This is a genomic window from Alkalibacillus sp. S2W (assembly GCF_046764385.1).
Classification (GTDB): Bacteria; Bacillota; Bacilli; order Bacillales; family Alkalibacillaceae; genus Alkalibacillus; species Alkalibacillus almallahensis.
The window spans coordinates 881596-894545 of the sequence record NZ_CP177234.1 but is presented as its reverse complement, the minus strand read 5'-3'; the positions used below and the strand labels follow the sequence as shown (position 1 = coordinate 894545).

Genomic DNA, 12950 nt, shown 5'->3' with positions numbered 1-12950 from the left:
TTGATAATGAATGTCAATTTAATTGAAAGTCATTTTCAATTATTTATTGACACGTTAAGTAAAGGCATATATGATAATAGATGTAATTGATAATCATTATCATCAAAACAACATATAAAGGAGTTTATCACATGAGGAAATTACTTATTTTGTTCGCTTTTGTGTCATTAACACTCTTCTTAGCTGCTTGTGGAGGCGGGGATTCTGAAGAAGAAACGACAAATGAAGGCGGAGATCAAGAATCATCTGAAGAATCAGAAGGCAACAGTGATTCAGAAGGAAGTGGCGACTCTTACGTTGTCGAACATGCTATGGGTGAAACTAAGATTGAAGGGCAACCAGAAGATATCGTGATTTTAACCAATCATGGTACAGAAGCACTACTGGCACTAGGTATAACACCAGTTGGAGCAGTCCAATCATGGACAGGCGACCCTTGGTATGACCATATCGAAGAAGACATGGAAGGCGTTAATGTCGTAGGTATGGAAAATGATATTTCACTTGAAAGCATTGCCGAGTTAGATCCAGACTTAATTATCGGTAATAAAATGCGCCAAGAAGACCAATATGAGTCATTAAGTCAAATTGCACCTACTGTCTTTGAAGAAACTCTACGCGGTGATTGGAAAGTCAACTTTGAACTAATTGCTGAAGCGGTTGGCATGCCAGAAAAAGGTCAAGAAGTACTTGATAATTACAACCAGAAAGTTGATCAATTATCAGAAGACTTAAAAGCTAATGATAAACTAGACACCAAAGTGTCGATTGTACGTTTCATGGCTGGAGACGTTCGTATCTATCATAAAGATTCATTCTCAGGCATCATCATTGATGAGGTTGGCTTAGAGCGACCTGAATCACAGGATAAAGATGACTTCGCAGCGAAAAACGTCACGAAAGAACGGATTGATGAAATGGATGGAGATGCGATCTTCTATTTCACCTACGAAACAGGTGATGGTGAAGCATCGACTGTCGAAGAAGAATGGATTAATGATCCACTTTGGAATAACTTAGAAGCCGTTCAAAACGATAACGCTTATAAAGTTAGTGACACGATTTGGAACACAGCAGGTGGCGTTCGCGCTGCTAAAATGATGCTCGAAGATTTAGAAGAACATCTTTTAAATTAAGCATTCAAATACATGACATATAATGAAAAAGCATTGAATCAGACCCCCGATTCAATGCTTTTTTTATCGTCGTGTTTTGTTTTTCGCCGTAAACAATAGCAATCGCGCCGTATGAAACAACTCTAACGCCGTATCAAATTAAAAAGAGCCGAATCAACAGCGCGTCCCGCCGTATACCATTATAATAGCGCCGTATCAAGTAGATAGTTCGCCGTATATATGAACAATCAACCTATCAACCCAACTAAAAAACGCCTGAGTTAGCTAACTCAGGCGCCCCTACCATTTTAAATAAAATCTAATATTGCACTAAAGAACACAAACACAGCTAATGCTGCAATCAGTGCACCAAATCCTTTTCTTCCTTCAACTAGACGGCGTCCTGACATTAAACCAAGCATGACACTTCCTGTCAGTAGCGCAATCGTCATATACCAATCATTACTAGCGATAAAATATAGAATGATAAATAACATCGTTCCAAATGAGAATATAATTTCTGCAATAAGTAGTTTTCGAGCTGATTCAGACATTAACTTCGCTCCTTTATGTCATTAATAGATAAACAAGATATGTAGCAATCACAATGCTACCAGCTATTTGAATGATCTTATCATATTTTGTTTTCGACACTAAATCACCAATAAATACCGCCATATACATAGTTCCGCAAACTAGCAGTAATATAATAAAGAATTCCGTGACTTCACCGATCATTAACGGGTGAAACACTTCCCCATTCTTATTAAGCATGACGAAAATCATAATACCTATCAATAATGTAAACAATCGTGATAGCATTTCATTTCCCTTGACTTCAGCCATAAAGCACCTCTACTCTTTTCAATCTTTCCGTCATATATTGTAACGAATTTTCACTAAAAATACCATGAAAAACTTATGAAGAAGATTGTTTCATAGATTGTGCTTTACCATAAGTTAATGAACGGTATATCCATTCAAAAGGTCCAAACCGATACCGCTTCACGTACCATACACTAAACAAGATTTGTACACTATAAACAATCAGTACATACACGACCAAATGCCATAGTGATAAGTCACCATAAAAGCCAAGTCCAACACCGTAAAAGAATAAGAAGGCTATAATCGACTGCATTAAATAATTCGTCAACGATAATTTGCCAACAGCCGCAAGCCAGGTCACTGTTAACTTAGGCAAGATTACAATCCCAACTAAAAAGTAAAAGAAACTCGAGAAAGATCCGCCTATACTTTGTTTCGTAAAATCAAACCATTCTGGGTTCCCCATAAAATGTGGCGCAATCTTAAATAGAAAGAAGATGAACCCTGAAATGAGCAACCATTGACGAATCGCCTTCATATGTTCCCGTGGCTGATCAATCCACCCAGCTTTCACAATGATCACTCCTAGTAAAAACATCGGCATAATCGTAAGCACCATAATAATGATTTGCATCGGATTAAACATCAGAAGCCAATCGTCTAAATTACGGGAAAAAATATCTGAGTAATCGCCATTATAAAATGTCATCGACTGATGAATAGCAAGAGAATCACGATAGTTACTTAAATAATCACGCATTCCATAGTTCATAAGCGTCATTAAAATGGTGATACTACCAAGCATCGAGACAGCCCACGTGACAAGCGTGCGAATGGACTTATGTATTAATGGAATGGTTAATAAACCGACAATACTATACGTTAACAAAATATCGCCATACCAAATAAGCAGTCCATGTAATAAACCAAATAATCCGAGAGCTAACATTCGCCTTGTAAGCACCTTTTTCGTCTGATCAGGTTGTCGCTCTTCAAGACGCCTCGCCATCAACGCAAGACCAAGGCCGAACAACAACGCAAATAATGGGTAAAAACTCGCTTGGAACAACATATCGATGATTACCAAAATCCAACCACTACCTGCACCATCATAAAACCGATCAATTCCCCCATACAAAAAATGTGGTGAGTTAAATGACAGCACATTGACCATTAAAATCCCAAATAATGCGAACCCTCGAATCGCATCAATCGCCTGAATACGCTTCCCCGTCGCTTCCATAACTTCCGCTCCTTTTTTTGAGTTCATTATAACACGACATTACCAATAACTGACTAAATGATGGTAAATTAGCATAACTTGATGGAAAACGATCTGAAGTCGATGATATTAATTAAACGCCGATGGAAAAGTACATCGAGTCGATGGTAAACACCCATAACTCGATGGAATCCCTCTACAAGGCGATGGAAAATCTGAAATCAAACGTCCCCTATTATCGAATCTTTAATCTTTTATTCTTTTAATAAACGCAGACCATTTAAAATAACGAGAATCGTGCTGCCTTCATGTGCCACGACCCCATATGGTAAGGTCAGCCCCTGCGAAAAGTTTGCGACAATCAGTAGTAAAATCACCGCAACAGAGAATATAAGATTTTGTTTCACAATACGATTCAAGCGTGTCGACAAGTTAAAGGTCATCGAAATATTTTTCAGTTGATTATTCATTAAAACAATATCCGATGTTTCAATTGCGACATCTGTTCCAGAACCCATCGCAATGCCGACGTCAGCTTTTGCCATCGCTGGTGCATCGTTTACACCGTCGCCAACCATCGCAATGGAGCCATATGTTTCTCGCAACCGTTCAACTTCATGTACTTTTTGTTCGGGCAAACATTCACTAATCCACTCATGAATCCCCGCTTCCTTACTAATTGCCTGTGCTGTTTGGTCGTTATCACCTGTAATCATAACCGTTTTAACACCACGTTCATTCAGGGTTTCAATTAATTGCTTAGCTTCTGGTCTAATCTCATCTTTCACCGCAATCATTCCTGCTATCGCCTTCTTATTGGCGATAAACATAACCGTCTTACCTTCCTGTTGTAATGTCTTTTTCATGTTTAGAAAATCATCTTTTACTAATCCTAATCTATCAATTAGTGCTTCATTTCCGACATACCAAGTCTCATCAGCCACGCCTGCTTGAATCCCATGACCCGCGATGCTTTCAGTATAAGCAACTTCCAAATCGGCATGGACATTATAAGTATCACCATAGCGTACGATGGCTTCAGCCAGTGGATGACTCGATTGATTTTCAATTGCGACGATATGGCTTAACACATCATGATCATCAAACTCTTCGGCTGTCATAAAATCCGTTACAACGGGTTCGCCTTTCGTTATCGTCCCTGTTTTATCCAATGCGACAACGGCCATTTTCGACAATTGTTCAAGGTAGACGCCACCTTTTGTCAGGACACCTTTACGCGCCCCCGTACTCACCGCTGACAATAATGATGGCATAATCGATGCGACAACAGCACACGGTGAAGCAACGACAAGTAACACCATCGCACGATAAAATACATCTTCAAAATTAAAACCAAATACAAACGGTGACAGCAACATCAAGCCAACAACCACGAGCACCGACACAACGTAAGGACCTTCTATCTTTTCAATTAATTGTTGCGTCGGCGGTCGATTTTCCTTCGCTTCTTCCACAAGTCGAATCATCTTCTGAAAAAGCGAATCCTCATTCGGCTTCGTCATCTCAACCACAACAGATCCTGTTCCGTTCATTGTGCCATTAAAAACATCATCCCCTGAAGCTTTATCAACAGGCATTGATTCTCCCGTAATGGGCGACTCATCTATTGTTGTTTGACCACTTAGAATCACGCCATCCACCGGCACTCGTTCACCATCTTTAACGAGCACACGATCACCTACATTTAACTCCTCTAAGGCAACAACGGTTACGGAATCATCATTATTCAATCGATTAGCTTTATCTGGTGCCATTTCCACCAATGATGACAAGTCACGCTCACTCTTTTGATTCGCATATGTTTCCATCGCACCACTAACGGAAAAGATGAAAATTAAAATCGCACCTTCATGCCAATGGCCAATCGATGCTGCCCCAAGTGCTGCAATAATCATTAAAATTTCTACATTCAATGATTTATCATAGATTAAATCCAAAATACCTTCTTTCGCTTTATAATAGCCACCGACTGCAAATGTTAATAAATAAAGCACCACCGTCAATGCAGGATTTCCCCAAGATTCTGATAAAAACGCGATAACAAGCAACACACCACCAAGTAAAGCCATGATCATTTCACGATGTTGTCGTAACTTTTGTGCCATCTCCTCACCTCTATTTAAAATTTATATCAATTTATAATTATTATAAATAATAGTACCACAGATTATTTCCTATTCCAATTAATTTGTCACTTCAATCAAGTCACGATATACTCTAACTAAATCATATTAAAGGATGATCGTTTTGAAACCTAATTTAATCGAATTTTCACTAATTGTAGGTGGCATCTTACATGGCCTTGCGATCAATTATTTCGGTGATCAACCGTGGATTCCTACACTATATGAAACGAGTATCGCTCCATTTATTACATATGGCATGATTGTGATTGGCCTACTGCTTGGCATTATCAACGCCCTCACTCCGAAATCCAATCAGAAATAGAACCTGATCATCATGTTAAGGATCGCACCACACCATCATAAAAAGAGCACTTCTGACTATCAGAAGTGCTCTCTTTCGGTCATATCCACAACAAATGCTTGGTCAAAGAAGTATAAATACACGCCAGCAAGTTCAATCTGCCAAATCGACTCGACCGCTCGTCGGTATAAGTCGACTTGTACGGCGTAGCGACTGGCTAACTGTTCGCGAACTTTTTCATCTACCTGACCATTCACTGTATCGGTTTTATAATCTAATAAGTACCACTGCCCGTCAACTTCAAACAAGCAGTCGATCACACCTTGGATCAACACGCTTTCATCAGTCGGGTCATCCCACTCTGGATAAACTTCCTGAGCTGACAACTCCATCGTAAACGGTAATTCACGCCGAATATCTGCCGACTGCTGTAACGACTTGCCTATCTCAGTCGCCATTAGCTGTAAAATCGCATCATAATCAATGGCCTCAGCTTCTTCTTCGGTTAAAATATCACGAAATACTAGCCCTGACACGAACTCCTCTAATGACACTTCATCCCAAGCTGATTCAAACGGTAAATGCTGCATCACCGTATGCATCGCACTACCAATTTCAGCTTTCGTAAGCGTTGTCACATCTTCTTTCATAAATCGTGGCCTTTCTAGCGATGATGCCCCACTTCCGTTTCCAGCACCAGCACCACGACTCCTGATGAAATCTGTCGCACTATAAGCATCTGCTTCTTGTCTGATTCGCTTCAACTCCGTCACAGTCTGCTTCGCCCGGCGTGACACACTTCCTGCATAAGGATAAGCATACTGAAGACGTCGGTCCACTTCCGCATATGACTCGGACGGTGTCTCAATCGCATCACGGTCCCAATCGGTAATCGCACGCTCAAGCGCATCATTCCGTTCAACCGTCACCCATTCAGGATCTTCATAAGCCGATGCATGCTCAACCACGACTCGCCACGACGAATCATCTGCCTGAATCACCTCAGGCACGCGATTAGACACTGGACCCTCACGCAATTCATCAGCCTTTTCATGACGAACGAGCGCCATGCCGACCCAGTTCATATAATTCGCCTGATCCGCTCGCATATGCGCAGGCAACACCCAGTTCGGATGCTCACTCACTTCACGCCATTTCTCAAACCGTTTCGACACGTCGCCAACCGTGCCAACGACGACCAACTTTTCTTTCGCACGCGTCAACGCCACATACAAAATCCGCATCTCTTCAGCCAACATCTCGCGCTTCATCGCCACGGACATCGCTTCAAACGGAAACGTCTTATACATAATACGCTGATCCAAATCTAAATATTTTGCACCCAAACCTAAATCTTTATGCAATAAATAGCGTTTCTTATAATCTTGCGTATTAAATTGCTTATCGGCCGCGCCTAAAATGACAACCGGAAACTCTAAACCTTTACTCGTATGAATCGACATGAGGCGAACGACATCTTCCTGCTCACCTAACGCACGCGCTGCGCCTAAATCTTCGCCGCGCTCTTCCATCTTTTCAATAAAACGCAAGAAACGGAACAACCCGCGATAAGCCGATTTCTCATAACTACGCGCCCGGTCGTATAACGCGCGTAAATTCGCCTGTCGTTGCTTGCCTCCTGGTGTGCCCCCGACAAATTCATAATAACCCGTCTCACGGTACACACGCCAAATCAGTTGCGACAAGGCACCATAAGTCGCTTCCTCGCGCCAAGCCTCAAACAGTCCAAAAAAGCGTTCCAATCGCTTCACTAAATCACGATTCTCGCCCGCTCTCATGTACTGCTTCACCGCTTCATAAAAACTCACTTTACGGCCGTGCAACCGAATTTGTGCCAGTTCATCCTCATTCAACCCAACAATCGGCGACTTCAAAACACTCGCAAGCGGAATATCTTGCTTCGGATTGTCAATCGCCTTAAGCACATTAAGCATCACTTGCACTTCAATCGCTTCCAAATACCCCGACGACAAATCGGCATAAACCGGAATCCCAAGCTGTTTTAACTCCTCAACCACGGTCCCGAACCACGCCTTAGACCGCATCAAAATAACAATATCCGAATACCGAACAGGACGCGGTTTCTCCGTTTCTTTATCGATCACGTGCATCGGCTCACTACCGTCTGTGCCAAGCCACGACTGAATTTTCTTCGCATACGCCCGCGCTTCGATCTGCGCTTTGTCCAAATACTGCCACTCGTCATCCGGGTCCGTCTCATCATCCGCTTCACGCGACAACACATGCAACTCCGTATCGACATCCGTGTCCGTGAGCTTCTCATACACGCGATTACTATAAATTAGCTCCGCTTCCGGCTCATAATCCATCTCCCCGACTTGCGGATCTAACAATTGCCGGAAAATAAAATTCGTCCCCGCTAACACTTCATGCCGACTCCGGAAGTTTTGCGCCAAATCAATACGCAATTCATCACCATCATTCGCCTGAAACGCGCGGTATTTCTCCATGAACAACGTCGGCTCCGCATGACGGAAACCATAAATACTTTGCTTCACATCGCCAACCATGAATAAATGATTCGACTCAGCACCCGTTAACAACTGTAAAATCGTCTCTTGCACTTGGTTCGTATCTTGATACTCATCGATCAATACTTCACGGTATTGCGCTTGATACTGCTTCGCGACATCTGACGGTTCAAGCGCATCCATCGTCGAACCATCAGCCATCAACACCTCTAAACAATAATGCTCTAAATCGGAAAACTCAAGCACAGCCTGCGTTCTCTTCTCTGCATCAAGTGAAGCATGAAAGTCTTTCACTAGCTCAACTAATTGCTCTAGATGAGGCTTAAACTGACGTAAATCATTGATCAATGATTCTGGCTTCCGTTCAAACCAACGACTAATCATCGCCGACACTTTCTCTTTATACCGCTTACGAATATCCTTCACGCGTTCTTTTAAATCTTCATCACACTCAAATTTCTTCCGTGATAACGTCTGAAACTTCTGCCGCTCTAAGACGACATTCCGCAATACCTCCCAAGGCGCATCCACGTATTCTAACATCGCATTGACTTGTTCCAAATCGCTCTCAAGCGTCTCCAGATAATGCTCCGGGCCGTTTACATCTTGCGCGACATCCATCGCCTGCTTAATATCAAACACGGCTGCTTCAAGCGCTTCACGACTATCAAACCGCGCATACGGCATCCACTTCAACTCATCAAGCGTCGTCTCCTCACTCACATCGACCGCGCCAACAAGCGATTCTAGCCATGCAAACGGCTTCGGATTTTGCAAGGCAAATTCATGCACATGCAACACGAGCGATTCGACCGCTTCATCATTCCGGTCACCCGAAAAATGATCGACAAAACGGAAAAACGCCTCTTGCGCCTCGCCTTCTTGACCGTACCAACGCTCGAACACATCTTGCAGGACATCTTGCTTTAACATATCGGCTTCAATTTGGTCCAAAATCCGAAAACTCGGGTCCAAATCAAGCTCATAACTATATTTACGCGTCACATCCATACAAAACGCGTGCAACGTCGAGATATTAGCCCGCTGCAACAGCGCAATCTGTTTCTTCAAATGATGCGAGTTCGGATGCTTTTCTAAGGCCTGCTCAAGCGCCTGTCCAACACGCGTCTTCATCTCTTGTGCTGCGGCATTCGTAAACGTCGCGACTAACATCTCATCAATATTGTACGGATCTTCGTCGCGCACCATCTTTTGAATAATCCGCTCGACTAGTACCGCTGTCTTACCTGAACCGGCCGCAGCCGACACGAGAATATCACGCCCGTCTTCATGAATCGCTAACGACTGTTCCTCTGTCCACCCCATTTAAGCATCCTCCTCTCGCGCCATCATACGTTGTAGAATCGCATCATCTTTCTCATCTTTAATCCGGACAAAATCATTCTCTTCAAGCGTCGGGTCGAATTGACAGACCGATCGATACGGACAAAACGTACACGCCGTATAATCCTTCGTCTGCACTGGATTAAGTGACACATCACCGTGCACAATCTGACTACCCGCCTGTTGCATTAACCCGCGCACATATTGATTCATATAGCGAAACAACGACTCATCCACCGTTTTCGAACTCGCATTAAATGAGCCGTCTTTCTTCACACCGAACGGGGCAATTTTTGACGTCCCCGTCTCAAGCGAACGATCCATCGCTCCGGCTACCTGTTCATCTCCTAACAACCAACCGTTCATTTTATATTCTTTCAACAACGCATCTTCCACCGCGTCATCATCAAACGCCTTCAAGTCACCATCATTCAACGTCGGATTATGCACGTGGAAATACAGGACACCTGCTGGCTCCGCTTGCTGATTCAACCAACGATCTGAATAGGTCAGCACGACATCCAAATACGTTAACATCTGCAGTGCCAAACCATAATACACATCAACGAGCTTCAAATCTTTCGCACTCGATTTATAATCAATCACACGCAAATACAGCTGATTATTAATTTCTGCTTGATCAACCCGGTCTACCCGGCCATTTAACTCCAGTTGATAACCATTCATTAAATCGAGCTGAAGCGGTGGCAGCTTTTCTTTTCGACCGAAACCAAGCTCAATTCCTGCCGGCTGAAAACCCGACTGCTTCGCTTGCCGTGCTAAGACCGTCGTCGCCCGAATAATGACATGTTCTAACTTGCGCAAAATATACTGATAGCGATTCGAACTGAACAAAATCTGATGCTGCAATAGCGGCGCTAACTTCTCAACCGCTCGGCGCGCATACTGAATAATATCGTCATTCGTTAAATCGAAAAACGCTCGCCCTTCCGCGAACACCCACTCCGTAATATACCGGAGCGATTCGTGGAACAACTGCCCAATATCAGGTGCTTCGAGCTGATAAAGCGGCCTTTCTTCCAGTCCGAGCGTATATTTGGCATAATAATGATATGCACACTGATGATACGTCTCAAGCCGTGACACACTCGACTTCATCGTCTGATCAAACATCGCGCTCGCCGTATCACTACCTAATGACTCTGGTTCATTCCGATAAAATAATCCGCTTAAAATTTGCCGTGCAGTTCCATCAGACGACTCATGTGCCATAAACCAATGAAGCGCATCCCAATAGACGCGATCAATCGGATAACCGCGTAAATACTTCGAAAGCTCAGCTGTTAAAATCGATCGTGTCTTCTCTGGATTTGTCACGAACCTTAAAGGATCCTCATGATCTTCATCATCAAGCCACAACGTCTCACGCGCCTGCGGATACATCGTTTTCAACTGCTTCACAACTGCAGCTGGCATCTTCTGTTTTCCTTCTTCGTCACTGAGCGCATAACTCACATGAACTCGGTCACTCGCAAGTGTAAACGCCAGATACATATAAAAACGATCATCTAACAGCACACGTTCAGCTGGGTCAGCCAGCAACAGACCACGCTCTTCTAACCACGCCCGCTCATCATCCGAGACGAGCCCTTCTTGCGGCGGCTTCATCGGATAAACGCCATCATTTACCCCAAGTAAAAAGCTGACCTTCACATTCGCAATCCTTGAGCGCTCGACATTACCAACAATGACATGGTCAATCGTTGGCGGCACATGGGAAAACTCTAGCGTCTCAAGCCCCGCATCCAACACATCTCGGAATAACGGTAACGACATCTCTTCATCACCAAGCATGTCCGCCATTTCATCAAACAACTGCATGACTGCTTGCCACGCCTGCTCTTGCTCGCGTGCGGTTTCCACATCACCGTCATCGTCAAATCCATCACGCAACGCTTCTAATCGTTCAGGCGCACCAATTCGTTCAAGCCACGTATAGACCGCTTCTAACGTTGCACCAACCGTCTCTGCCTCGCGCACATCACGGTCAAAATCCTTAAGCGCATCGACCACTTGCTTGCGATACGCATTCATTTGCCGTTCGATTTCACGTTCTTCATCCGTCTGGGAACGCTGGTCTAAACCGAAAATCCGCTGATAACGCCAATCACGGTCCGAAAGCCATGCATCACGCGTCCGAACACCATATTCCAGCACATAATTTTCAAGCGAATCAATCGCATCTTGCGTTAGGGGATACGCCTCATCCGTTGCCTGAATGAATCCAGTTTTAAGCAACCGAAAGATCGCATCATAACGCAAATCACGATCGATCACTTCAAGCCCTGTTCGAATCAACTCAATAAACGGGTGATTGAGCATCGTTTTCTTCTCATCTAAAAAGACCGGCACGCCATAATCTTGGAAAATTGTTTCGATCAAATCATGATACGTCCCGTCATCACGGATTAACAACGCCAAATCGCGATAACGATAACCTTCTTCACGCGTCAACCGCACAATCTCTTGCGCCACACCTTCAACTTCCGCACGTGGGTGCACCGCTTCAGCAATTTGAATTGGGGCTTCCCCTTCATAAACAGGTGCTGGCTGATCCGTAAAATGACGCTCCAAATGATTCATCGCTGGATTATTTTGAAACCGACGCTCATCAGGATAAAGCATCATAGGCTCACGTATCGGGATTTCCGCCTGCTCAGCAATCTCCGTCAACGTCTCATACGTCGTCTTCGTCTGATAAAATAAATCCAGTTCACCTAAACCTTGCCCACGTCCATCGTATGTAAGCGCGATTTTCACATCTTTCGCATGACGCATGAGCGCTTCAATCACATAACACTCTTGTGGCGTGAACCGGTGAAACCCATCAATATAAATCGTCGCATCACGTAACACATTCGTCGTCGCGATTTTCTCAACCATAATCTCCAGCTGATCTTCACTATCAACGTAATGCCCCGACAACTGTTGATCGAGTTTGTCATAAATCAACAACAAATCATCCAGCTTGCGTTTAAGCGCCGCTTCACTCGGCGTCAAATGCGCACTCTGATTCAATTCCTCGACCATTCGACTCAGCGACTCCGGCGTCACCCGATACCGCTTCAATTCCGTAATCATCGCCTCGAGTTGATCGATGAACCCTTGCTTATCCATCGCCTTTTGAAACGCTTCGAGCGACTGTTCATGCTCCTCCGCAATTTTTCGAAGCAACATTTGAATCCCGGTCGACGTCACAAACGGCTTCGTACCACCACCGACCGCTTGAAACACATACCAAGCTAGTCGCGAGAAACTAAACACTTGCGCTCGCATCGACCCAGGCAAATCACTCTCACTTAACAACCCATACTCCTGCTGAAACGCCATCTGATCCGGCACGATATACAAAATCGGATCTCCCGCGGGATCATACTGCAGGGCCTGCTCGATTTCCTCTAAACAATACGAGCCGATGTCAGCACCGGCTCGTCCTAAGATAAATTGTAAGGCCACACG

The 12950-nt window shown here is 44.0% G+C and carries 8 protein-coding genes; 2 read left to right on the top strand and 6 right to left on the bottom strand.

Features of this window, described 5'->3' with window-relative positions; translation table 11 throughout:
• Window positions 1-131 precede the first annotated feature (131 nt).
• The gene (locus ACKXGF_RS04815; RefSeq protein ID WP_411955088.1) at window positions 132-1136 is read left to right on the top strand and encodes an ABC transporter substrate-binding protein; all 1005 of its coding nucleotides are present in this window, start codon (window positions 132-134) and stop codon (window positions 1134-1136) included.
• 287 nt (window positions 1137-1423) lie between these two features.
• On the opposite strand, the gene ACKXGF_RS04810 is transcribed toward ACKXGF_RS04815, so the two are convergent.
• The 4 genes from ACKXGF_RS04810 to ACKXGF_RS04795 all read right to left on the bottom strand — a co-directional run bounded on the left by ACKXGF_RS04810 (window position 1424) and on the right by ACKXGF_RS04795 (window position 5291).
• Window positions 1424-1669 (bottom strand): hypothetical protein, encoded by a 246-nt coding sequence (locus tag ACKXGF_RS04810; RefSeq protein WP_411955087.1) that lies wholly within the window; start codon window positions 1667-1669, stop codon window positions 1424-1426.
• Window positions 1670-1682: 13 nt separating this feature from the next.
• Window positions 1683-1961, bottom strand: coding sequence for a hypothetical protein (locus ACKXGF_RS04805; protein ID WP_411955086.1), 279 nt, complete (start codon window positions 1959-1961; stop codon window positions 1683-1685).
• A gap of 73 nt (window positions 1962-2034) precedes the next feature.
• Entirely contained in the window at window positions 2035-3186 is a 1152-nt protein-coding gene (locus ACKXGF_RS04800) for a DUF418 domain-containing protein (protein WP_411955085.1), read from the bottom strand.
• Between the two features lie 233 nt (window positions 3187-3419).
• Entirely contained in the window at window positions 3420-5291 is a 1872-nt protein-coding gene (locus tag ACKXGF_RS04795) for a heavy metal translocating P-type ATPase (RefSeq protein ID WP_411955084.1), read from the bottom strand.
• A gap of 142 nt (window positions 5292-5433) precedes the next feature.
• Here ACKXGF_RS04795 and ACKXGF_RS04790 point away from each other — a divergent pair, with 142 nt between their 5' ends.
• Window positions 5434-5634, top strand: a complete 201-nt coding sequence (locus ACKXGF_RS04790) for a hypothetical protein (RefSeq protein ID WP_167263077.1) — start codon at window positions 5434-5436, stop codon at window positions 5632-5634.
• Window positions 5635-5693: 59 nt separating this feature from the next.
• Here ACKXGF_RS04790 and addA read toward each other — a convergent pair whose 3' ends face one another.
• Both addA and addB read right to left on the bottom strand, forming a co-directional pair.
• Window positions 5694-9452 (bottom strand): helicase-exonuclease AddAB subunit AddA, encoded by a 3759-nt coding sequence (gene addA, locus ACKXGF_RS04785; protein WP_411955083.1) that lies wholly within the window; start codon window positions 9450-9452, stop codon window positions 5694-5696.
• A complete protein-coding gene (addB, locus tag ACKXGF_RS04780; protein WP_411955082.1) occupies window positions 9453-12947 on the bottom strand; it encodes a helicase-exonuclease AddAB subunit AddB in 3495 nt (1164 codons plus the stop codon).
• Between the last annotated feature and the right edge of the window lie 3 nt (window positions 12948-12950).

What these genes read in the sequence shown, in the direction of transcription:
- ACKXGF_RS04815 (WP_411955088.1), top strand. Translation starts at nt 132, where the DNA reads ATGAGGAAATTACTTATTTTGTTCGCTTTTGTGTCATTAACACTCTTC.
- ACKXGF_RS04810 (WP_411955087.1), bottom strand. Translation starts at nt 1,669, where the DNA reads ATGTCTGAATCAGCTCGAAAACTACTTATTGCAGAAATTATATTCTCA.
- ACKXGF_RS04805 (WP_411955086.1), bottom strand. Translation starts at nt 1,961, where the DNA reads ATGGCTGAAGTCAAGGGAAATGAAATGCTATCACGATTGTTTACATTA.
- ACKXGF_RS04800 (WP_411955085.1), bottom strand. Translation starts at nt 3,186, where the DNA reads ATGGAAGCGACGGGGAAGCGTATTCAGGCGATTGATGCGATTCGAGGG.
- ACKXGF_RS04795 (WP_411955084.1), bottom strand. Translation starts at nt 5,291, where the DNA reads ATGGCACAAAAGTTACGACAACATCGTGAAATGATCATGGCTTTACTT.
- addA (WP_411955083.1), bottom strand. Translation starts at nt 9,452, where the DNA reads ATGGGGTGGACAGAGGAACAGTCGTTAGCGATTCATGAAGACGGGCGT.